Genomic DNA, 22479 nt, shown 5'->3' with positions numbered 1-22479 from the left:
GTGGGTCTGCACGATTCTAACCTGACGCCTCTGCACAAGGAGGATGTCCGATGACGACGGTTCGACTATCACAGGTGACAACGGAGCAGGCGTGTCTGCGCTGCTTCGATGTCATGCGAGAGCTTCGCCCGCATCTCCAGGGATCGCGGGACTTCGTCGATCAGATCATGCGGCAGAGGGTGTTGGGATATCGGCTATTGGCGGCGTGGGAGGAGCGCCGGGTCGTCGGACTGGCGGGCTACCGTCTGACCGAAAACCTGCTCTATGGCCGCTTCGTCTACGTCGACGATCTCGTCGTCGGCGCAGCAGGCCGCCGCCACGGTTTGGGCGCGCGGCTGCTGGCGGCGGTGCGCGGGGAGGCGAGAGCGGCGGGGTGTCGCCATCTGGTGCTGGACACCGGGCTGGGCATGGCACTGGCGCAGCGCTTCTACTTCCGACAAGGACTGCTCTCCCGGGGCCTGCACTTCGTGGAGGCCTTGAGTGTCGAGGAGGCGGGATCATGACCCGGCGAACGTTGCTCGTGACCGCCAGCCCGCACCGCGACGAGGCCCTGGGGAGTCGTCTGGCGCGGAAGATCGCGGCGCAGCAGGGCGGTGACCTGCTGGTAAGGGATCTCGCTGCCGAGCCGCTGGCGCCGCTGACGGTGGACTACGCCCGGGCGCTGACGCTGCGCGATCCCTTGCCGCGCGCGAACGCGACGCTTGAGTTATCCGAGCGCCTGATCGAAGAGCTCGAATCCACCGACCGGCTGATTATCGCCACCCCCATGCATAACTTCGGCATGCCCGCGGCACTGAAGCTCTGGGTCGATTACGTGCTGCGCATTCATCGAACCTTTGCTGCGTCCCCCCAGGGCAAGGTGGGCCTGCTGGCGGACCGGGCGACGCTCGTCATCGTCAGTTCCGGCGGCTTTCACCGTGCCGGAGTGTCGTTGCAGCCCAATTATCTCACCCCGCATCTCGAGGCCGTACTGAATACGCTAGGCATTCGCGCGCCGCAATTCGTGTATCTGGAAGGGCTGGTCAGCCGCCGCGACGCGCCGGAGGCGATGATCGCAGAGGCGGCCGCTGCGGTAGACGACACCGGGTACCGATGACGGCCAACGCCGTCGAGAAGCCCATCATCACGAAAGCTCGCTGGCGCCGTCGAGGCTCACGGACCGCACTGCCACTCGCCTTCGAACGTGCGCTGAGCGCCATCGGCCCGGTCGTAGGTCAGGGTCGCCGGCCGGGAGGGCGACTCGCCGCCCTCCCGGGATGCTCCCGTCACGTCGATGCGGAGGGTCTTGCCCTTGCCCTGAAAGGTCGGGTTGTCGGTCGTGCCGTCGAAGCCATCTGGTGCCCAGACCCGTTCCACGTAGCCGGCTACCTTGACCACGCCCTGGGCCGCCGAAGAGGAGTCGACATTCCCCTTCGCGACCAGCAGCGGCGAAGCTTGCGCCGTCGAGAACTGGCAGCCCAGCTCGCCCGAGAGATTGGTCTCGTCGATATCCGACGCTGTCAGCGCGTCGAGGGTGATCTGGGAACCGTCCCCGCCACGGGTGGCGCCGCCAGTGTCCGACGGCCGCTCGACGGTGGTCTGGTGCGCCGGTTCCTGAGTCGTCGCCTGGTGGGTCGATGACGCCTGGCCGCTGGCGGCGTCCACGTCTGAATAGGAACCCGAGCAACCGGCCAGTAGCGCCAACAGGCCGACCGCAACGGTCCCGACTCGATGTCCCTTTTTTCGGCTGAACGCCATGTTGCCTCCTGAAACAGCGATGGGTACCCACAGTGACCACGCCCGAACTCTACCGCGAGTGGCCAGCCGATGGGTAATGACGCCCCCGCAGTCGTCTTGAGGGTGAGCGCATGATGGGCTCTCTCCGCGGCGCCGACCTCGCCCCTGATCTGCGTCAACACAAGGCCGGCCAGGCGGTTGACGAATGGTTACGCAGCGCCGGTATTACCCAATATGCGTTTTCGCGCATGATAGCGGCAGCCGGCGCGCAGGCGGTCGTCAGGTCGCCGATGAGTAACTTGGATCCGAGGAGAGGACGATGAAAGCATGGTGGCTGGGGGTGGCGCTGGCGCTGAGTACGCAGGTGGCGGTGGCCCAGGAGACGGACGCGGCCGCGACCCGCGGTGTGGTCGACCCGCTGGTCGAGGCGCTGATGCAGCAGGAGCAGATTGCCGGCATGGCGGTGGCGGTGGTGCGGCCGCAGGGCGTGCAGATCCTGAACTACGGCGTCGCCGATCGTGACGACAGCACCCCGGTCGACGGCGACACCCTGTTCGAGATCGGCTCGCTGAGCAAGACGTTCACCGCCACCCTGGCCACCCTCGCCGCCGCCCACGGGCAGCTCGACCTGGATGCGCCGGTGAGCCACTACCTGCCGGTGCTCGAGGGCAGTACCTTCGACGACGTCGATGCGATCAATCTGGGGACCCACACCGCCGGCGGGCTGCCGCTGTTCGTGCCCGAGACGGTCAACGACCAGGATGCGCTGATGGCCTGGTACCGCCAGTTTCAGCCGAGCGCGCCGGTGGGAGAGAGCCGGCGCTACTCCAATCTGGGCATCGGGCTGCTGGGGCTGGAGGCGGCTGCCATTCTCGGCAGCGACTTCGTGCCCGCAGTTCGCGAACAGCTGCTCGAACCGCTGCGGCTCGACCACACCTGGTACGACGTGCCCACCACCGAGCAGGGGCACTACGCCATGGGCGAGGACAAGTCGGGCGAGCCCGCGCGGGTCTCGCCCGGCGTGCTCGAGGACGAAGCCTACGGCATCAAGACCACCGCCACCGATCTGGCGCGGCTGGTCCAGGCCAATCTGGGTCTGCTCACGCTCGATGACACGCTTCAACAGGCGATCGATGCCACCCACCGGCCCTACTACCAGGTTGGCGACATGACCCAGGATCTGGTCTGGGAGCAGTATCCACGCCCGGTCAGCCTCGACACCCTGGTGGCGGGCAACGGCTATGGCATGATTCTCGAGCCGCAGACGGTCAAGCCGGTCGCCCCGTCGAGCGATACCGCTGCGGGGGCGGCCAAGGTGTGGATCAACAAGACCGGATCGACCAATGGCTTCGGCGGCTACGTGGTGATGCTGCCCGACCGGCAGGTGGGGCTGGTGATGCTGGCCAACCGCAACTACCCCAATGCGGCGCGGGTGGAGACCGCCTACCGCATTCTCGCGGGGCTGGGGGCGATCGAGCCGGACGCGGCGGCGACGCCCTGAGGGTGATCCCGGCTTCTGCACCGGGCCTGAAACGCCAAGCGCCCGCCGGAGGTCGGCGGGCGCTTGGCAGGGCGACGAGGAGTGCGTCCTGGTGCTGAGTGCTGACGTCTAGTGCTGACGCGGGGAGGGGGCGTCGATGGCCGCCTGCCCCAGGTCGGGCTCATCGAGTTCGAGCAGCTCCCGCGACATCGCGCGGACCTCGCTCAGCAGCGTCGGATTGGAGGCGAGGGGCTGCCCGTAGGAGGGCACCAGCTCGCGCAGCCTGGTCTGCCACGCCTCGCTCTTGACCTGCTCGGGGAACACCTCCTCGATCAGGCGCAGCATGATCGATGGCGCCGTCGACGCCCCCGGGGAGGCGCCCAGCAGGGCGGCGATGGTGCCCTCGGCGCCGCTCACCAGCTCGGTGCCGAACTGCAGTGTGCCGCCCTTGCCCTCGACGTCCTTGATCGTCTGCACCCGCTGGCCGGCGGTCCACAGCTTCCAGTCCGCACGCTTGGCTTCGGGGTAGTAGCCCTTGAGCTCTTCGAACTGATCCTCTTCGGACATGCGCAGCTGGCTGATCAGATAGCGTACCAGATCCAGGTTATCCAGCCCGACCTTGGTCATCGGCCACAGGTTGCTGGCGGTGATCGAGCGCATCAGATCGGTCCAGGAGCCGTTCTTGAGGAACTTGCTCGAGAAGGTGGCGAAGGGGCCGAACATGATCGCCGGGGTGCCATCGAGGATGCGCTTGTCGATGTGCGGTACCGACATCGGCGGTGAACCGGCCGGCGCCAGGCCATAGACCTTGGCGTCGTGCTTGGCGACCACTTCCTGGTTGGTGGTGTAGAGGAACTGCCCGCCCACCGGGAAGCCGCCGTACTGCTTGGCTTCGGGAATGCCCGACTTCTGCAGCAGCGGCAGCGCCGCACCGCCGGCGCCGATGAACACGAAGCGTGCATTGACGCTGCGTTCGTTGCCGCCGTCGCTGGTGTTGGCGACAGTCACCTTCCAACTGCCATCGGCGTTGCGCTTGAGATCGCGCACCTGGGTGTTGAGCGACAGCTCGAAATTGTCGCGCTTGGCCAGCGAGTCCATCATCTGGCGGGTGATCTCGCCATAGTTGACCTCGGTGCCGATCGGCATGCGCGTGGCCGCCACCGGGTCAGAACCGTCACGCCCACTCATCACCAGCGGGATCCACTCGGCGATCTTGGCCGGATCCTCGGCGTACTCCATGCCGGCGTAGAGCGGGTTGCGGTGCATCGCCTCGAAGCGTGCATTCAGGAAAGAGACTCGATCCTTGCCCCACACGAAGCTCAGGTGCGGCACGGTATTGATGAACGAGCGCGGCTCGGAGAGCACGCCGTCGCGAACCTGGCTGGCCCAGTACTGACGCGAGACTTCGAACTGCTCGGTGATGCCGATGGCGCGCTGAATGTCGACACTGCCGTCGGACTGGGGCGAGGTGTAGTTCATCTCGGCGAAGGCCGAGTGGCCGGTACCGGCGTTGTTCCAGACGTTGGAACTCTCTTCGGCGGCGCGATCCAGCCGCTCGAACAGATGGATCGACCAGTCGGGTTGCAGCGACTGCAGCAGGGTTCCCAAGGTGGCACTCATGGTGCCGCCCCCGATGAGAACCACGTCGACGTTGGGGGTATCGTCGGATGCCGCTCCTGCCTGGGTGGTCGGCAGGGAACAGAGCGTGATGCCGTGACGCAATTTCATGAAGGTTCTCTGTCTGATGGATACGGACAGGCGCGAACGCGACTAGGACGACAGTCTAATGAGGTCGCGGCGTTAGTGCCATGACTATGACAGAGCCGGCGCGGCTCAGAGGCCGCTTTCTGGTGGGATTTTTATTGTTAATCAATGCCTTGCGTGATTGGGGTAGGCTTTTTACAGATTTTAGGGAAAACACCCCGCAGCGCCGGAGGGCGGAGCGGGGTGCATGGCCTGCGCCATGGCGTCGCGGTTCAGGTGTCGGTCCGGGCTTCGCCGGCGACCGGGCCGCTCGGTTCGATCGCTGCCTCGGAAGGCGCATCGCCCTCCTCGCGCTCTGCCTTTACCACCTGCTCGAAAGTGGTCGGCTCCGGTCCGCCGCCGACCAGTTCCAGTGAGTTGGCCGTGCGGCGGCGCAGGTCGCGCAGCAGCGCCGGGTTGTCCGCCAGGCGCTGGCCGTAAGAGGGGATGATCTCGTGCAGTTTGTCCTGCCAAGCCGCGCTCTCGACCTGCTGCGGGAAGACCCGATTCAGCAGGCGCAGCATGATCGGCGGGGCGGTAGACGCGCCCGGCGACGCGCCCAGCAGTGCCGACAGGGTGCCATCTTCTGACACGACCACTTCGGTGCCGAACTGCAGTACGCCACCCTTGTCGGGGTCGTTCTTGATGATCTGCACGCGCTGGCCGGCGGTCCACAGCTGCCAGTCATCGGGGTTTGCCTGCGGGTAGAACTGCTTCAGCGCCTCCATCCGACCCGTATCGGACTGTATGACCTGGCCGACGAGATACTTGACCAGATTGAAGTTGTCGACGCCCACTTCCATCATCGGCCAGGTGTTGCTGAGGGTCATCGAGCCAAACAGGTCGGTCCAGGAGCCGTTTTTCAGGAACTTGCTGGAGAACGTCGCGAACGGCCCGAAGAAGATGGCCGGCTGGCCGTCGAGCAGGCGGGCATCCATGTGCGGCACGGACATCGGCGGCGAGCCTTCCGCGGCGAGGCCGTAGGCTTTCGCCCGATGCTGGGCAACCACGTCCGGGTTGGTGGTGTAGAGGAACTGGCCGCCGACCGGGAAGCCGGCGTACTGCTCGGCTTCGGGAATGCCGGAGGCCTGCAGTAGTGGCAAGGCGGCGCCGCCGGCACCGATGAACACATAGCGGGCGTTGACGCTGTGTTCCTTCTCACCATGGGCGAGATCGGCAACGGTGACTTTCCAGGTACCGTCATCATTGCGATCCAGGCCGCGCACTTCGCTGTCGAGCGAGAGCTCGAAGTGGTCGTTGTCGCTGAGCGAATGGATCAATTGGCGGGTAATCTCGCCGTAGTTGACCTCGGTGCCGATCGACATGCGGGTCGCAGCCATTGGCTGATCCCCATCGGCGCCGTCCATGACCAGCGGTAGCCACTGGCGGATAGTGTCACGATCTTCGGTGTACTCCATCTGCTCGTAGAACGGATGCTGGTGCATCGCGGCATAGCGGGCACGCAGGAAGTTCACGTGGTCATCGCCCCACACCAGGCTCATGTGCGGCATGCTGGTGATGAAGGACGCCGGGTCGTGCAGCACGCCCTGGTCGACCTGATGCGCCCAGAACTGGCGCGAGACCTCGAAGTCCTCGGTGACCTTGATGGCGCGGTCGATGGCGATGCTGCCGTCCTCGCGTTGCGGCGTGTAATTCATCTCGCAGAAGGCCGAGTGGCCGGAACCGGAGTTGTTCCAGGCGTTGGAGCTCTCGGCCGCGACTTCACCGAGGCGCTCGAACAGGACGACATTCCAGTTCGGTTCCAGCTCTTGAAGATAGGTGCCGAGCGTTGCGCTCATCGTACCGCCACCGATCAGAACGACGTCGACGGGTGTCTCGTCGTCGGCCATCAGTGCCGACGAGATCATCAACAGGCCCACTCCTGCTGCCATGCTGCGATATAGTTTCATTGAATGATCCCTGATTCCTGAATGAAGTCGATCGCGATCACACGGCTCCCTCAAGTATCAATGAGACAATGACCGGAATGATCGAAGGGCAGTCACGACAGTGTCGTGCTGTTGCTGCCGACATCACGTTCTGAAGCGTTCTGCGATGCGATGGCGTGATCTGCCGCGGGCGAGAGCCGGGCGGCATGATTCTGGAAAGCGGTATCATGACGGTAAATGGACGTAGGGCGCGTGATACCACTCGCACTGATCACAATGATTTTATAAGTTTAATATTGGTTTTTGTGGTGTGTTTTTAATCAGTGGCTTGCCCCCCATTTTTTAACAGCTCTGAAAGCCGTTTTCTCTGTTTTGAAATTAAACGAACTAAAGAAAATTAAGATGCGACAAATTGAGCCGCTCTCGAGGACGGTTGAAAATCCATCCATTTCATCGCGGCGCTTGGTGTACTGACGGTCAACGGAGTCGCTCGACAAGACCTGGCCGCGACCATTCCGTGCTTGACGTCCCTGTTTTTGTTTAGCATGCTAACTAGGTGTTGCGGCGAAACGTCGCAGCCGTTTTGTCATCACGTCGTTTCGTCACCACGCCGTGTCATCACCAAAGGAGGGGTCATGAAACTGTTCAATCGTCTCTTTTCGATGCTCGCTGCCGTCATCGTCTCTGCGCTGCTGCCGTTCTCGCTGAGTGCCGAGAACGACGCCAGCCCGCATCAGAGTCTTTACGGCGGCAGCAATCTGAGTGCCTCGGTCGGCGGTCAGGGCAAGCGCCACGACGATCTCGCCTGAGTCCGGCTGTCGACGCAACGTCCGTGGAAGGCTGACGACACCGTCTAAAGTCGGCTGGCGTTGGCTGGCGCATCCGCGCGACGATCACGCTTCTCGTCCCGCCCACGGAGTCTGCCATGCCGCTATACGCTTACCGTGAACACCGTCCCCGGCTTCCCGCCAGCGACCGCTACTGGATCGCCCCCGGGGCCCATGTCATCGGGCGTGTCGAACTCGAGGAGGACGTGGGTATCTGGTTCAACGCGGTGCTGCGCGGTGACAACGAGCGCATCGTCATCGGTGCCGGCAGCAATATCCAGGAGGGATGCATGCTGCATACCGACCCGGGTTTCGTGCTGCGCGTCGGTGTGGGCTGCACCGTGGGCCACCACGCCATCCTCCACGGCTGCGAGCTGGGCGACCATACGCTGATCGGCATGGGCGCCACCGTGCTCAATGGGGCCAAGATAGGTAGGCACTGCCTGGTCGGTGCGGGGGCTCTGGTCACCGAGGGCAAGCAATTCCCCGATGGCTCGTTGATCGTCGGCGCGCCGGCCAAGGCGGTGCGCACGCTGGATGCCGACGCCCGGGCCGCACTCGAGGCCTCCGCTGCCCACTATGTCGCGCGCTGGCAGGCCTTCGCCGACGGGCTCCAGCCGCTCGACGAGGAGTGAGCTCATGCTGCCCATCGACTACACGCCCCAGGCCCTTGAGCTGACTGCGCTGCGTGACATGCGCGGACCGGCAGTGATCGAGTTCGGCGTCTCCTGGTGCCCCTGGTGCCAGGCGGCGCAGCCACTGATCGCCGAAGCTTTCGCCAGCTTCGAGGCGCCCTATTTCAAGGTCGAGGATGGCAAGGGCCGGCCACTGGGACGCGCCTTCGGGGTCAAGCTATGGCCCACGCTGATCTTTCTGCACGACGGCGAGGAGATCGCGCGACGCGTGCGACCGGCCTCCGCCGAGAGCCTTCACGAGGCCCTGGCGCAGCTCGCCGACGTCTGAGTACCGCGGCGGCTCGCCGCCGAGCTCTCCTCCGGCGCCCCCTGCGGCGCCATGTATCAGGTGTCTCCTGTCTCACACGGCCGTGTCGAGGGTGCGCAGCTCGCGCTCCAGGGCAAACACATGGGCGTCGTCCCAGCCCAGCTCGCGCAGGGCCTGGGCGAGATTGAGCAGATAGTCGCGGTTGGGCCCGCTGGGGCCGTGTGAGGCCGCGATCTGACGCGCAATCTCGGCCTCCGGCGCCGGGCCCAGATAGGCGGCGTTATCGGCGCCGGCGAGATAGACCACGCCCTCCGCCATGGGCGGCGTGGCGTCGTCCATGAAATCCATGCGGGTCACCACGCGCAGATAGCCATTCTTCTCGCGGATATCCAGTGGCTCGAAGACCCGGGGCGCGATGCGGTAGGCCATGCCGTGGCAGACCGCGTCCGCTTGCTCGACCAGGGTCACCACACGTCCGGGCGCCTCGGGCGTACCGCGGTGATCGTGGGAACCCTGCCAGAAGCGCCGCGACCAACCATGGATCGCGGCCGGGCGGCGCTCCAGATAGTCGAAGTCCGCCTTCCAGATCAGTGAGCCGTAGCCGAACAGCCAGACCGAGTCGTGGCCGTCGAAATGCGTCATCTGGCGGTTGTACGCGGTGGTATCGAAGGACATGGCGCCGTCTCGTCGGGTGAGTGGGAAGTGACATCGTCGTCATAGCGGCGAGCTCGATATGCTTATCGGAAATCGAGATTGTCGCGCCTGATGAGAGCTCCGTTATATTGATCGCGTTTCTTATGTCGTTTCAAGTATAAGCGTCATGACCGAATCGACTCCACCATGGCGTGAGCGCGACCATTTCCCGGGAGAACGGTATGCAGCGTCTGATCATCTTCGGCATCGCCGGTTTCATCGCCCAACTGGTGGATGGGGCAATCGGCATGGGGTATGGGCTCACCTCGTCATCGATGCTGCTGGCGCTCGGCGTCACCCCGGCGGTTGCCTCGGCCTCGATCCACATGGCCGAGGTGGCGACCACGGCGGCTTCGGGTACCGCGCATTGGCGCTTCGGCAACGTCGACCGTCGCCTGGTCAAGACCATGATGCTGCCGGGCGGTGTCGGTGCCTTCGTCGGCGCCTGCTTTCTCAGCAACGTGCCCGGCGATGCGATCAAGCCGGTGATCTCGCTCGGTCTTTTGCTGCTGGGGCTCTACATCATTGCCCGCTATCTGTTCGATCTGGCGTCGCGGCAGCCGCGCCGGGGCGTCTCCCGTGCCAAGCTGATTCCGCTGTCGCTGGTCGCCGGTTTCTTCGACAGCGTCGGTGGCGGCGGCTGGGGGCCGATCTCCACCCCGGTGCTGCTGGCACACCGCGGCATCGAGGCGCGCAAGGTGGTGGGCTCGGTGGATACCAGTGAATTCTTCGTCACCGTGGCCGGCACGCTCGGTTTCGTGCTGGCGCTGGGGCTCGATGACATCAACTGGCAGTGGGTGGCGGTATTCGCCCTGAGTGGCCTCGCCGCGGCGCCGCTGGCGGCGTGGATCGTGCGGCTGCTGCCGGCGCGGCTGCTGGCGGTGATCGTCGGCGGGGCCATCGTGGTGGTCAATGCACGTACGCTGCTCGGCTCGCTGGGCGTGAGCGGCGAGCCCGCCACGCTGACGCTGAGCCTGCTGGTGCTGGGCTGGATCACGCTGGTGGCGATGGCGGTGCGACGTCATCGGGCCTCCGTGGCGGCCCTCACCTGAGGGCCGGCGCCAGGGCCAGTCTCAGCGCGGCAGTACCAGGTTGAGCACGATGGAGGCGATCGCGCCGGGGATCAGGCCAGACTCGATCAGCACGCCGACCTGCGCCGGTGCCGCGGCGTAGAGTCCGCTCTGCGCCGGCAGCCCGATCGCCACCGCCAGCGATACCCCGACGATCAGCATGTTGCGCTTGTCGAAGGTGGCGTGGGAAAGCATCTTGACCCCGGCGCTGGCGATCATGCCGAACATGATGACCACGGCGCCGCCGAGCACCGCGGCGGGAATCGCCGAGACCACCGCGCCGAGCTTGGGCACCAGCCCGGCGACGATCAGGAAGGCGCCACCGATCGCCACCACGAAGCGGCTGGCGACGCCGGTAAAGGCCACCAGCCCGACGTTCTGGCTGAAGCTGATCTGCGGGAAGCCGCCGAACAGCGAGGCGAAGGTGCTGGCCAGACCATCCGCCATCACCCCGCCGGAGAGTTCGCGCGGCGTGGCCTCGCGCTCGGCACCGCCGATCGCCGTCCCCGAGATGTCGCCGATCGACTCGGCACAGGTCACCACCGCCATCAGCGCGATCGCCAGCATCGCCGTCGGGTCGAAGGTGATCCCCATCTGCAGCGGGATCGGCAGCTGGAACCAGGCCGCCTCTCCCACCCTCGAGAAGTCGAGCAGGCCCAGGGGGGCCGCCGCCACGCAGCCGACCAGAATGCCGATCAGCACCGCCGCCTCGGAGAGAAAACCGCGCCCGAACTGATGGAAGGCGACGGTGATCACGAACACCAGCGCCGCCAGCAGCAGGTGGTGGGGCGCGCCGAAGTCCGCCGCGCCGAAGCCCCCGCCGACGTAGGAGAAGCCCACCGGCAGCAGCAGCAAGCCGATCAACAGCACGAAAGTGCCCGAGACCACCGGCGGAAAGAATAGGCTCAGGCGGCGATAGAACAGCCCCACCGTGGCCATCGCCAGGCCGCCCACCAGCGCGCCGCCGAACACCGCGGGCAGGCCCTGGGTCGTCGCGATGGGGATCATCACCGGCACGAAGCCGAAGCTGGTGCCCATGACGATCGGCAGGCGCGCGCCGACCGGCCCCAGCCCCAGCGTCTGCACCAGGGTGGCGACCCCGGCGACAAACATCGCCATCTGCACCAGGAACACCGTATCGGCCCCCGAGAGCCCGGCGGCCCCCGCGATCACCAGCGGCACGGTGGCATTGGCGACGAACATGGCGAGCACGTGCTGGATGCCCAGCGGTATCGCCTTGCGCAGCGGCGGCAGGTAGTCGACATCGCGCAGGCGCTCGGCATTGGCAGCCTGCGGGTCGGATGCGCTACGGGGGCTGGGCGCGGGGGCGGTGCTGTCCTGGGTCATCGTGGTCTCCGACGGCATTGTTGTTGGTGTTGGCGTGATGGGGGCAGCAACGACATCACGCGTCACGGCTCCAATCTAGCGGTTTTGCCGGCCGATGTAGACTTTCGATTTAGAGTCCATTTCCCAAACCTCTGACGATGGGCGCCGGGGGCAGGGCAAAGCGAGGGTCCTTTGCCAGGGATGGCAAAGGTAGCGCCCAGGGAGGGGTTCACTGCGCCCTCGTCACGGTCCGACGGCCGGATGAGCCCACGTCGTCTAGCGGTTGTGACAGGCGCTTAGCAGGACCAGAGCCGGCGGCAGCAGGCCCTCAGGCCGGCGGTGACTCGGACGGCTCGGGCCACCAGCGCGCCAGCACCGCGGCCGCCTGGCGCTCGACCTCTTCGTCGATATAGATCGAGACCGCGACCAGTGCCGCTGCCAGCACGCTGGCATCGTCGGTGAAGCCGACGCCGGCGATGACATCGGGAATCGCGTCCAGCGGCGAGATGAAGTAGCCCAGGGCGCCGATGATGGTCGATTTGGCCCAGGTCGGGACGTCGGGGCGCTTGAGCACGAAGTAGAGCTGCAGCGACTTGAGCGCCACGCCGCGTCCCGCACGGCTACCGAAACGGGCCAGCTTGCGCCAGAAGCGTGTGTCGCTATAGGCCTCGGCATGCTCGATGACCACGGCGTCAGCGGCGGTCACGGGCGGGGGCGTGTCCTGGGTCGCCGCCGGCGTGGAGGGTTCGGCTGCCGGCGGCGTACGGGTGAAGCGGGGCAGGCGGGGCATGGCTGGGTTTCCTCGTCGCGGACGCTGAGAGGGTGTCTACACAATGTCTGCGCTCGCCGAATTCGTAAACACCCTCTGAGACCGGGGGTAGCCGCGTGAGTTTAGCCAACAGCACCCGCCCGCGCCTAGCTCGCAAGCGTCGGGCGCGGCCTCAGCCCTTGACGCCGCCGGCAAAGTCCACCGACAGCCGTATCGGGGTGTCCTGGGGCAGTTTGACCACCGCCAGGGCGTGCTCGGTCATGCGGCGGATCAGCTGCTCGTAGGCGTCGCCGCCCTCGGTCTTGATCGCCTTGACCTGATTTTCCGAGAGGTTGTCGCTGCCCAGTTGGTTCTTCGCTGCGTGGCGCAGCGTCTCGCCGGTTTCTCCGGCGACGAGCTGATGGAATTCGTCGCCATCCATGCCGTCGTTGTGCAGTGTGATTTCCATAGCGCTCTCTCTTTCTTTACTGATGCGTGACTTCCGTGTGTGGCTTCGTGCCGAGCGGCGTCGCGATGCCGCCCGCGCTACACAACGTAGAAGTCGGGCGGGCAGGGCACAACTCGCGTCTCATCGGCGCTGATCCGGCGGCGCGTATCGGCCACCCATGGCGCCTGCGGCCGAGAAGTCCGAAAATGTCCGCTATCGGAGCACAGATGCCCTCGTGGCCGGCACGGACGCGGCGCTAGTCTGAATCCTCCGGCCACTTCGGCCCTATCCTGTTCGAGGAGTTCTTCATGCTCGCCACCGCTCTGCTGCTGATCGATGTTCAGGCCTCCTTCCCCGCCCGTGACTACTGGGACGAGACGCTCGCCGAGGTCTGGCGCCCGGCCCAGCGCCGTCTGCTCGATCTCGCCCGCGAGACCGGCGTGCCGCTGGTGCGTATCTTCCACCAGGCGCCGGACAGTGCCACACCCTTCGACCCTGCGAGTGGCCTGATTAGTCCGCTGGCCGGCTTCGACGATGACGCCGCCGTCACCTTCCACAAGACCGCGCACAACGCCTTCAGCGATACCGGGCTGGAGCGCTGGCTACGGCTCAATCGCATCGAACGCCTGGCGATCAGCGGCATCCGTACCGAGCAGTGCTGTGAAACCACGGCGCGGGTCGGCTCGGACCTGGGCTTCGCGATCGATTTCGTCAGCGAGGCGACGCTGACCTTTCCCATGACCCGCGCCGGGCGTACCTGGAGCGCCGACGAGATTCGCGCGCGTACCGAGCTGGTGCTCGAGGGGCGGTTCGCGCGCATCGTCGATGTCGAGACGCTGGCTGCAGACTGGCGTGGCGCCAGAGCGGTCGCTTGAAAGCGGTGCCGGCGGGCGCGACGCAGCGGGTCGGGGTACTGATGCTGCCGGGCCAGGTGCCGCTGGACCTGGCCGGGCCGCTGCAGGTGCTGCTCAGCGCCACGCAGTTGGGCGCACCGCTGGAGCTGCGCTTCTTCGGCCCGCAGGCGTCGCTGCCGTGGCTGGGGCCGCTGGCCCTGACGGGCATCGAAGCGCTGCCCGAGGCGCCGCTGGCGCTCGATCTGCTGGTGGTGCCGGGGCAGTATCGGGCGCGGATCGACAGCGCACTGCAGCACCACGCCGGTGACTGGCTGCGGCAGCAGGCGCCCGCTTGCCGAACCCTGATGGCGGTCTGCTCCGGGGCGCTGTTACTGGCGGCGACGGGGCTGCTCGATGGCCGCCGCTGTACCACGCATCACAGCCTGCTCGACGAATTGCGCCGGCTGGCGCCGCTGGCCCGGGTGCGCGGCGACTGCATCTTCGTCGAGGATGACCGCTATCTCACCAGCGCCGGGATCTCCACCGGTATCGACACCATGCTGCACTGGCTGGCGCTCAATCAGGGGCAGCGCCTGGCCCAGCAGGTGGCGCGGGAGCTGGTGATCTACTGGCGGCGCAGCGGGCAGGAGCCCCAGCTCGGCATCTGGCTGGAGGGGCGCAATCACGTCGAGACACGCATCCACCGTCTGCAGGATGCGCTCGCCGCCGATCTCGCCCGGCCCTGGACGCTGGCGGAGATGGCACGCCTCGCCACCCTCGGCGAGCGCCAGCTGCGGCGACGCTTCAGCGCCCTGACCGGGCTCTCGCTGGGCGACTATCTGGCGCGTCTGCGCCTGCAGCAGGCGCGCCAGCTGATGTGCGAGACCGACTGGAGTCTGGCGCGTATCGCCGAGTGCAGTGGATTCGGCGATGATCGACAGCTGCGACGGGTATGGCAGCGCTTCGAGCGTGGCTCTCCCGCAGCCTGGCGCCGCTCGCACCAACACGGCGGCGCTGTGGGTCACCTCGATGATCCGACCCAGTACAAGTCTCGATGATGCGTGCCGGCGATGTTGCCGGCGACCGACGATGAGAGTCACCTGGAGATGCCCACGTCATGCTTGCCGATACGCCCGAACCGCCCTACTACGCGGTCATCTTCACCTCGCTGATGCGCGACGACAGCGCAGGTTACGCCGCCATGGCGAATAAGATGCTGACACTGGCTCAGGACCAGCCCGGCTTTCTCGGCGTCGAGTCGGCGCGGGAGGAGATAGGGATCACCGTCTCCTACTGGGCCGACCTCGAGGCGATCCGCGCCTGGAAGCGCGACATCGACCACCGCGAAGCCCAGCGCCTGGGGCGGGAGCGCTGGTATGCGGCCTATCGCACGCGTATCGCTCGGGTCGAGCGCGACTATGGGTTCGATCACTGAGGGCGTGGGCGACGTAGGGTGGCGCTGATTGGGGGAGGTGAGGGCGGCGAAGGCGGATCTTGACGACCGATGGGCCGATTCTTGGACTTTTGATCAAGCATTGTGGATTTTCGTCGATAGTGGCCCTTCGCTTAATACTTTAGTCTTATCGGCACTCTCGGGCGGTCGCGCTCCCTGTCATCGACCACCGCGGCCGTTCTGCACTGTCATGCCTGGAGACTGCCGTCATGTCGACTCCCTTGCCCACTGCCGCTCGGCCGGCGCCGCCCTCACGCTGGTTCGCGGTCATTGCTCTGACCCTGGGTGTGTTCAGCCTGGTGATGGCCGAGTTTCTGCCCGCCAGTCTGCTCACGCCGATGGCCGAATCGCTGGCGATCAGCGAAGGCCAGGCGGGGCAGGCCGTCACGGTGACGGCGGTGGTTGCGCTGCTCTCCGGTCTGCTGGTGACCGCGGTGACCCAGCGACTCGATCGCCGCCACGTGCTGCTGGCATTCTCGCTGCTGATGATCGCCGCCAACCTGGTCGTGGCGTTCGCCCCCGGCCTGGCCTGGCTGCTGCTCGGCCGGGTTCTGCTGGGCATCGCGCTGGGCGGATTCTGGGCGCTCTCCGCTGCTACCGTCATGCGGCTGGTGTCGGAGCACGACGTGCCGCGGGCGCTATCGCTGCTGTTCGCCGGTGTCCCCATCGCCACCATCAGTGCTGCGGCGCTGGGCAGCTATCTCGGCGATCTGTTCGGCTGGCGTAACGTCTTTCTGCTAGCGACGGCGATCTCGGTAGCGACGCTGATCTTCCAGTACGTCACCTTGCCGCGCATGACGCCGGAGCGTCCTACCCCGCTCGGCACGCTGGTCAGCGTGATGAAACGACCGGGCATGATGGTCGGCATCGTCGCCATCCTGCTGGTGTTCTGCGGCCATTTCGCCTTCTTTACCTATGTTCGCCCGTTCCTCGAGGGCGTCTCGCACATGGGGATCAATGCGCTCTCATCGACCCTTCTGGCGTTCGGGGTGGCCAACTTCGTCGGCACCTTGGCCGCGGGGTATCTGATCGAGCGCAGCCTGCGTCTGACGTTGCTGCTGATGCCTCTGGCCATGGGCTCGCTGGGCTGGTTGCTGGCAACGCTGGGCGGCTTCTCGATGGGGACCGATGCCCTCATGGTCGCGCTGTGGGGCTTCGCCTTCGGCGCCGTGCCGGTGGCCTGGTCGACCTGGATCACCCGTGTCGTGCCGGACGAAGCCGAGAGCGGAGGTGGCTTGATCGTCGCCTCTATCCAGCTGGCGATCGCCCTGGGCGCTGCCGTGGGGGGCGTGGTCTTCGGCATCGGCGGCGTGCTGGCCGTCTGCGCCACCGCCGGCACCCTGCTGCTGGCCGGCGCGGCGCTGGTGGTGGCCGGGGTGAAGACGCGGCCGGTGTCCGCCACCGCAGAGTGCAGTGCGCAGGGCTCGGCCTGTGACTGAGCCTGGCGCTGCGGTATCTCGGTATAGCCGGGAACAGTTCGAGATGTCCCGGCACTTCCGGGTTCGGTGAAGCGCTGGGTTCAAGGCTTTTCACCCGTGTCATACAGTCTGTCTACTGTTCCTGGGTCACCCAACCAAGTGTGGCAAGCTCGCGAATGCCGGTGCGGGAGGGAGCATCCGTTGGCACCTAAGCTTGGCAACGTTCATCAAAGTGCGGCACGTTTTCTTGATGCCGGGCCAAGCGCTCAAGCAATAGCGGCCGCAGCACCGTCGCCTCCAACCCCTAGCGCTTACCGCTAAGCCGTTCGCAATATGTGCTTGGCTTGTAGTATGGGTTTATGCACTGACGTACGGTTACGTAGAGCTTTTTTATGAGGTAACAGCCAAGCGCGACGATCGCGATGTCGGTGAGCGCTGCCAGTAGCAGGAGCAGCGGGTTCGTTTCCAGCAATCGTTCTTTGGGAAAGGCATATAAAAAGCCCAAAAATCCGATGGCTAGACAAAAAACGGTCACCCCGAATATGCTCAGGCACTCCCGAATGAAGTAGTGCTGCCCATGCCGGGTGAGTGCGGTATCAATATCGATGTAGTCCTCGAGATACAGCACGATCGCTTCTTTTTTTGTAACGCTGCTTTCACTGTCCGGTGTCTGCTTCGAGCTCGTTTCGATAAAAACGACGTCCAACTCGGTTTCCCGATATCCGTTTTGCTCATTGGCGACGAAGATGACCAGTGATGTTGCGGGTGGCAGTCGAAGCGTGATATCTCCGATGAAGAACTCTTCCCCTTTGGCGTTGCCCACGTGATGGGTGACGTAAGTAACGGGACCTTTGAGCGAACACACCTTGTCGTCGAGTACGGCCTTTTTCTTATGCCCCTGCCTACCGATCCCCCGGCCGACGTAAAAACAAAGACCCACGAGCGGTACGCCTAATAGCAGCACCGTTAAGATGCTCGCGCGCGATACTCCGAACAACAGCACCGGTATCAGCATCCCGGCCATGGCGAGGAAAACGGCGCCGATCAGGACATAGGCGTGAAGCTCGATGCGTTTGAGCACCAATACCTGCTTCGTATAAGTCAGCTCATTAGCCGTGATCTCTCGTTCGCTCTGAACGTTGACACCACCGTCCATAGGGAATCCTTCTAATCATATGTGTCATGGGTTGGCGGGCTGAGTGTGTTAGGGGCCGGTATCGCGGTGCAGCGAATTATATCGTCCCTGCGGCAGACATGCTGTCGGTGGAGACGTTCTTGTGTCAGCGCTGCGCGCACGGCTCTGGCATATAGCGCCCGAGCGCGGGCCGATCAACTGGCGTCGATGTCGGTGTCCGGCGCCGTGCGTGACGCTCGCTTTTCGGCATACATGGCCTGATCGGCCCGGCGCAGCAACGCCTCGGCGCTGGTGCCATCCCGCGGATAGACCGCGACACCGATGCTCACGCCCACCTGTAGACGCTGGCCCGAGACGTCGAATGGCTGGCGCAGCGCGTGGCGCAGATTCGCCGCCACGCTGTCGGCCTCTGCTGGCGCATGCAGATTCTGGAGAAGTACGGCGAACTCGTCCCCTCCCAGGCGGGCCACGAGGCTGGATTCGCGGACAGCGTGGCACAGGCGCCGGGCAGCGAGTTCGAGCAACGTATCGCCCAGCGCGTGGCCGTGTGTATCGTTGATGCGCTTGAAACCGTCCAGGTCGAGATAGAGCAACGCCAGGCGGTTCGGGGTGGGGCCGGGCGACACCAGCGCTGCACGCAGCCGTTCGTGGAAGGCTTCGCGGTTGGCCAGGCCGGTGAGCCCGTCGTAGCGGGCCATGTACTCCAGGCGCTGGAACAGGCGCTTGCGCACGATCGCCTGGGCCACCTGGATGGAAACGAACTGCAGCAGTTCGCGATCGTCTTCGTCGTAGGACTGTCTGTTGTCATAGCTTTTCACCACCAGCGCGCCGATGGTGCGGTCGGCGCTCTTGAGCGGTACGCCCAGCCAGGAGTGCGCGGCGTCCCTGTTCAGCAGCTCACGCGCTGCGCCTGCCGTCAGCGCCTCGGTCTGGGCCGGCAGCAACAGCTCACGACCATGGCGGATGACCTGGCCACACAGGGTATCGGCGCTCATGGGGGGCGATGCCCCCGGGGCGGCGCGCTCATCGACATGGTAGAGATAGCTCAGCTCGTCGCGCTCGACGTCATGCAGCGCGACCGTGAAATTCTCCGCCGGCATGAGCGTGTTGATGATGGCGTGGATACGTGCCGCCAGATCCGTCAGATCGGCCGACAGGTGCGCCGCTTCCGAGATCGCATAGACCGCCGCCTGGCGCTGCTCGGCCTGCTTGAGCGCCGTCACGTCCCGGGCCACGCCGATGCGTACCCCATCGGCTGCCGACCAGCGCGCCGTCCACATGATATGCGCGATCCCGCCGTCCTTGCGGCGGTAGCGGTTCTCGAAATGGGTTTCGATGCCGCCGCGCATCACTCGCTCGGCGGCGGCGCGGGTCCGCTCGCGATCCTCCTCGTGCACCAGATCGAGCATACGCATGCCGACCAGCTCCTCCGGCGTATAGCCAAAGATTCGCTCACACGCCGCGCTCACCGACACGAAGCGCCCCTCAGCGCTGACGACGCAAATCGCGTCCAGCAGCAAATCGGCATAAACCATGCAACCCCTCGCAAAAGCCGGCACGCCCATGGTCCGAGCGGCATCGGGCCAGCCAGCGACGTGACCCCCGCCCCCGGTGACGACCCACACGCGATGCGCGCGAGCCGAACGGAAGCGTACTCTCCCCTCGTCAGGGTAGGTAAGCAGTGTAGAGGAGTTGTCTGAGCCGCGGGGAGTCTTGCTTGTCGACTGGTGACAGTGGTCTGCTATAGGGAATCTGGCCGGCGTGTGCGTGTCAGACCCTATTCCAGGCCATCGAAAGGAACCGACGATGAGTATCGACCCCCGGGCAGGACGCCTGCCGGACCCGCACAGCCTCGCCAATCTGCCGCGGCTGGTCTCGCGCTACTACAGCGAGCGTCCCGATGCCCATGACCCGGCCCAGCAGGTCGCGTTCGGCACCTCCGGCCACCGCGGCTCGTCGCTCAAGCGGAGCTTCAACGAGTGGCACATCCTGGCCACGACCCAGGCGATCTGCGAGTACCGCGAGTCCCAGGGCATCGATGGGCCGCTGTTCATCGGCATGGACACCCACGCACTCTCCGAGCCGGCGCTGGTGTCGGCGCTCGAGGTGCTCGCCGCCAACCGGGTGGCAGTGCGTATCGACGCCGGCTGCGAGGCGACCGGCTTCGAGCCCGGCTACACGCCGACACCGGCGATCTCCAACGCCATCCTGAACTACAACCAGGGGCGCCACCACGGCCTGGCCGACGGCATCGTCATCACCCCGTCGCACAATCCGCCGGTGGATGGCGGCTTCAAGTACAACCCCACCAACGGCGGCCCGGCCGATACCGGGGTCACCAAGTGGATTCAGGAGCGGGCCAACGAGCACCTCGCCGACGGCCTGCGCCAGGTCCAGCGGGTGAGCTACGCCGAGGCGCTGGCGGCGCCGACCACCCAGCGCTTCGACTATATCGAGAGCTATGTCGGCGGTCTCGACAAGGTCATCGACATGGCCGCGATTCGTGACTCCGGGCTCACCTTCGGGGTCGATCCGCTGGGCGGCGCCGGGGTGCACTACTGGCCGCGTATCGCCGAGAAGTACGACCTGCCGCTGGAGGTGCTGTCGACCACGGTCGATCCCACCTTCCGCTTCATGCGCATGGATTGGGACGGCAAGATCCGCATGGACTGCTCTTCGCCCCATGCCATGGCCGGGCTGATCGAGAACAAGGATCGCTTCGACGTCTCCTTCGCCTGTGATACCGATCACGACCGCCACGGCATCGTGGCCCGCTCCACTGGGCTTTTGAACCCCAATCACTATCTTGCCGTGGCCATCGAGTACCTGTTCACCCATCGTCCGCACTGGGGCGACAAGGCCGCCATCGGCAAGACGCTGGTATCGTCGTCGATGATCGATCGCGTGGCCGAGGGGCTGGGGCGAGAGGTCACCGAGGTGCCGGTGGGCTTCAAGTGGTTCGTCGATGGCCTGATCGAGGGCAGTCTCGGGTTTGGCGGCGAGGAGTCCGCGGGGGCCTCTTTCCTGACCCTGGACGGTCAGCCGTGGTCGACCGACAAGGATGGCATCATCCTGGGCCTGCTCGCCGCCGAGATCACCGCCGTCACCGGCAAGGACCCGGGCGAGCGCTACCGGGCCCTGACCGAGCGTTACGGCGCGCCGGTCTATGAACGCGTCGATGCCCCGGCCAACCGCGAGCAGAAGGCCAAGCTGGGCAAGCTGTCGCCGGAGCAGGTCACCGCCGATACGCTGGCCGGTCATCCGATCATCCGCAAGCTGACCGAGGCGCCGGGCAACGGGGCGGCCATCGGCGGGCTCAAGGTGGTCACCGAGGCGGGCTGGTTCGCCGCACGCCCCTCGGGCACCGAGGACGTCTACAAGATCTACGCCGAGAGCTTCGAAGGCGAAGCGCATCTCCAGCGTATCCAGCAAGAGGCCAAGGCGCTGGTCGACGCCGTGCTGGCGGGCTGAGCTCGCATGGGGCGGTGGCGTCGCCACCGCCCTGTCATACCTGCCGATCACTGACTGGCGACGCCGGGCGACACCTCGGCGACAGTCGTTTCACTGAGACTAAAGTTGCCCCTTTCCCGGGCGATATCTCCCCTGTTCCGCTTCGTTGCCGCACCTCCGGCAGCGCCATCCGCTGACAGGGATCTACCATGCACTTCAAATCCATACGTACGCTGGTCACGCTGCTGGTGGGGGCGTGCATTGTCTTTGTGGTCGCGGCGTTGGTGGGTTACACCGTCTACGCCAACACGCGTTCGCAGGCGCTGGTGGACGCGCGTACCGACGAGTTGCTGACCGCCAGCATTCGCGAGCGCCTGAACGCGGTGGCCGGACGCGAGGCCGAGCGTATCCAGGCGCGTCTCGATCACGCCCTGACCCTGGCGCACTCCCTCGCCAACACCAATGCGCTGATGGGCGCGGTCGACGATCAGGGCCGGCGGCGGCTCTCGCTGGGCCGCGACGAACTCTCCAACCTGGTGCGCCAGACGGTGGTCGACAATCCCGACCTGCTCGACGCCTTCATCGGCTGGGAGCCCAACGCCTTCGGCAGTGACGCCTACTATCAGGGGCGCGAAGATGCCGGCTATGGCAAGGATGGGCGTTTCATGCCGTGGTGGTATCGCACCGCCGACGGCAAGATCGCGGTGCTGCCACTGGGCGATACCCTGGACAGCACCAAGGTGATGCCGAGCGGGGTACGCGAGGGCGAGTACTATCTCTGCCCCAAGGAGACCCGCAAACCCTGCATCATCGACCCCGCGCCTTACGACTATAACGGCAAGACGCTGATGGTGACCTCGTTCAACGTGCCGATCCTGGTCGATGGTGAGTTCCGCGGCAGCGCCGGGGTCGATCTCTCGGTCGACTTCATCCAGGGGCTGCTCAACGACGCCAGCCGTGCGCTTTACGACGGTGCCGGCGACTGGACGCTGATCGCCCCGCGTGGCGGGATCACCGCCTACACCGACGACCCCAAGGCCGTGGGCAAGAAAGCCAGCGAGGTGTTCGATGCCGACGTCAATGCGCTGCTCGAACAGGCGCGCCAGGGCCAGCCTGAGCTGCGTCAGGAAGGCGGCCAGATCGAGATGGCGTGGCCGTTCCATGTCGGCGCGGCCGATGGCAAGCCCTGGATCGTGTTGATCCGCCTGCCCCAGAGCGTGGCCATGGCCGGCATCAACGACCTGCAGCAGCAGCTCGCCGGCCAGCGCCATCAGGACACCCTGGCGATGCTCACGGTGGGCGCCGGTC

At 65.7% G+C, this 22479-nt stretch carries 22 protein-coding genes; 13 read left to right on the top strand and 9 right to left on the bottom strand.

Features of this window, described 5'->3' with window-relative positions; genetic code table 11:
- Window positions 1-50: 50 nt before the first annotated feature.
- Together DOM67_RS17945 and DOM67_RS17940 are read left to right on the top strand one after the other, a co-directional pair.
- Window positions 51-503, top strand: a complete 453-nt coding sequence (locus tag DOM67_RS17945; RefSeq protein WP_110678466.1) for a GNAT family N-acetyltransferase — start codon at window positions 51-53, stop codon at window positions 501-503.
- Window positions 500-1096 carry an NAD(P)H-dependent oxidoreductase gene (locus tag DOM67_RS17940; RefSeq protein WP_110678464.1) on the top strand — a complete coding sequence of 199 codons (597 nt, stop codon included), beginning with the start codon at window positions 500-502 and terminating at the stop codon, window positions 1094-1096. Before DOM67_RS17945 ends, DOM67_RS17940 begins: the two co-directional genes overlap by 4 nt.
- Before the next feature lie 56 nt (window positions 1097-1152).
- On the opposite strand, the gene DOM67_RS17935 is transcribed toward DOM67_RS17940, so the two are convergent.
- The gene (locus DOM67_RS17935) at window positions 1153-1737 is read right to left on the bottom strand and encodes a hypothetical protein (protein WP_110678462.1); all 585 of its coding nucleotides are present in this window, start codon (window positions 1735-1737) and stop codon (window positions 1153-1155) included.
- Window positions 1738-2035: 298 nt separating this feature from the next.
- Here DOM67_RS17935 and ampC point away from each other — a divergent pair, with 298 nt between their 5' ends.
- A complete protein-coding gene (gene ampC / locus DOM67_RS17930) occupies window positions 2036-3217 on the top strand; it encodes a class C beta-lactamase (protein WP_110678460.1) in 1182 nt (393 codons plus the stop codon).
- A 108-nt stretch (window positions 3218-3325) separates the two neighbouring features.
- Here ampC and mqo (DOM67_RS17925) read toward each other — a convergent pair whose 3' ends face one another.
- The gene (gene mqo / locus DOM67_RS17925) at window positions 3326-4924 is read right to left on the bottom strand and encodes a malate dehydrogenase (quinone) (protein WP_110678458.1); all 1599 of its coding nucleotides are present in this window, start codon (window positions 4922-4924) and stop codon (window positions 3326-3328) included.
- A 248-nt stretch (window positions 4925-5172) separates the two neighbouring features.
- The gene (gene mqo / locus DOM67_RS17920; protein ID WP_110678456.1) at window positions 5173-6849 is read right to left on the bottom strand and encodes a malate dehydrogenase (quinone); all 1677 of its coding nucleotides are present in this window, start codon (window positions 6847-6849) and stop codon (window positions 5173-5175) included.
- A gap of 614 nt (window positions 6850-7463) precedes the next feature.
- Between mqo (DOM67_RS17920) and DOM67_RS19860 the strand changes: the two genes are divergently transcribed.
- From DOM67_RS19860 to DOM67_RS17910, 3 genes are all read left to right on the top strand, one after another.
- Entirely contained in the window at window positions 7464-7637 is a 174-nt protein-coding gene (locus tag DOM67_RS19860; protein WP_157958897.1) for a hypothetical protein, read from the top strand.
- Between the two features lie 116 nt (window positions 7638-7753).
- On the top strand, window positions 7754-8290 hold the full coding sequence (locus tag DOM67_RS17915) for a gamma carbonic anhydrase family protein (RefSeq protein ID WP_110678454.1): 537 nt from the start codon (window positions 7754-7756) through the stop codon (window positions 8288-8290).
- A gap of 4 nt (window positions 8291-8294) precedes the next feature.
- Window positions 8295-8618, top strand: coding sequence for a thioredoxin family protein (locus DOM67_RS17910; RefSeq protein WP_110678452.1), 324 nt, complete (start codon window positions 8295-8297; stop codon window positions 8616-8618).
- Between the two features lie 72 nt (window positions 8619-8690).
- Here the strand turns inward: DOM67_RS17910 and DOM67_RS17905 are convergent, their stop codons facing one another.
- Window positions 8691-9272: a gamma-glutamylcyclotransferase gene (locus tag DOM67_RS17905; protein WP_110678450.1), complete on the bottom strand. Its 582-nt coding sequence runs from the start codon at window positions 9270-9272 to the stop codon at window positions 8691-8693.
- Window positions 9273-9472: 200 nt separating this feature from the next.
- Here DOM67_RS17905 and DOM67_RS17900 point away from each other — a divergent pair, with 200 nt between their 5' ends.
- Window positions 9473-10342, top strand: a complete 870-nt coding sequence (locus tag DOM67_RS17900) for a sulfite exporter TauE/SafE family protein (RefSeq protein WP_110678448.1) — start codon at window positions 9473-9475, stop codon at window positions 10340-10342.
- Between the two features lie 21 nt (window positions 10343-10363).
- Here the strand turns inward: DOM67_RS17900 and DOM67_RS17895 are convergent, their stop codons facing one another.
- From DOM67_RS17895 to DOM67_RS17885, 3 genes are all read right to left on the bottom strand, one after another.
- A complete protein-coding gene (locus tag DOM67_RS17895) occupies window positions 10364-11707 on the bottom strand; it encodes a nucleobase:cation symporter-2 family protein (protein WP_110678446.1) in 1344 nt (447 codons plus the stop codon).
- 307 nt (window positions 11708-12014) lie between these two features.
- Window positions 12015-12476 (bottom strand): YkvA family protein, encoded by a 462-nt coding sequence (locus tag DOM67_RS17890; protein ID WP_110678444.1) that lies wholly within the window; start codon window positions 12474-12476, stop codon window positions 12015-12017.
- A 151-nt stretch (window positions 12477-12627) separates the two neighbouring features.
- The gene (locus DOM67_RS17885; protein ID WP_110678442.1) at window positions 12628-12903 is read right to left on the bottom strand and encodes a hypothetical protein; all 276 of its coding nucleotides are present in this window, start codon (window positions 12901-12903) and stop codon (window positions 12628-12630) included.
- A 287-nt stretch (window positions 12904-13190) separates the two neighbouring features.
- Here DOM67_RS17885 and DOM67_RS17880 point away from each other — a divergent pair, with 287 nt between their 5' ends.
- The 4 genes from DOM67_RS17880 (at window position 13191) to DOM67_RS17865 (ending at window position 16607) form a co-directional block, all read left to right on the top strand.
- Window positions 13191-13757, top strand: a complete 567-nt coding sequence (locus DOM67_RS17880) for an isochorismatase family protein (protein ID WP_110678439.1) — start codon at window positions 13191-13193, stop codon at window positions 13755-13757.
- Between the two features lie 5 nt (window positions 13758-13762).
- Complete coding sequence (locus tag DOM67_RS17875) at window positions 13763-14773, top strand: helix-turn-helix domain-containing protein (protein ID WP_232825318.1); 1011 nt, start codon at window positions 13763-13765, stop codon at window positions 14771-14773.
- A gap of 59 nt (window positions 14774-14832) precedes the next feature.
- On the top strand, window positions 14833-15150 hold the full coding sequence (locus tag DOM67_RS17870; protein ID WP_110678437.1) for an antibiotic biosynthesis monooxygenase: 318 nt from the start codon (window positions 14833-14835) through the stop codon (window positions 15148-15150).
- A gap of 227 nt (window positions 15151-15377) precedes the next feature.
- On the top strand, window positions 15378-16607 hold the full coding sequence (locus tag DOM67_RS17865; RefSeq protein ID WP_110678435.1) for an MFS transporter: 1230 nt from the start codon (window positions 15378-15380) through the stop codon (window positions 16605-16607).
- Window positions 16608-16890: 283 nt separating this feature from the next.
- Here the strand turns inward: DOM67_RS17865 and DOM67_RS17860 are convergent, their stop codons facing one another.
- Both DOM67_RS17860 and DOM67_RS17855 read right to left on the bottom strand, forming a co-directional pair.
- A complete protein-coding gene (locus tag DOM67_RS17860) occupies window positions 16891-17742 on the bottom strand; it encodes a hypothetical protein (RefSeq protein ID WP_110678433.1) in 852 nt (283 codons plus the stop codon).
- Window positions 17743-17915: 173 nt separating this feature from the next.
- On the bottom strand, window positions 17916-19256 hold the full coding sequence (locus DOM67_RS17855) for a diguanylate cyclase (RefSeq protein WP_198651860.1): 1341 nt from the start codon (window positions 19254-19256) through the stop codon (window positions 17916-17918).
- Window positions 19257-19527: 271 nt separating this feature from the next.
- Between DOM67_RS17855 and pgm the strand changes: the two genes are divergently transcribed.
- Window positions 19528-21192 carry a phosphoglucomutase (alpha-D-glucose-1,6-bisphosphate-dependent) gene (pgm, locus tag DOM67_RS17850; RefSeq protein WP_110678429.1) on the top strand — a complete coding sequence of 555 codons (1665 nt, stop codon included), beginning with the start codon at window positions 19528-19530 and terminating at the stop codon, window positions 21190-21192.
- Between the two features lie 188 nt (window positions 21193-21380).
- Window positions 21381-22479, top strand: a 1099-nt coding sequence (locus DOM67_RS17845) for a cache domain-containing protein (protein WP_198651859.1), incomplete at its 3' end; no start/stop codon positions are given.

This window comes from Salinicola sp. RZ23, assembly GCF_003206675.1.
Classification (GTDB): Bacteria; Pseudomonadota; Gammaproteobacteria; order Pseudomonadales; family Halomonadaceae; genus Salinicola; species Salinicola endophyticus.
Note: the sequence above shows the minus strand (reverse complement) of the source record. Positions and strands in the feature narration are given on the sequence as shown.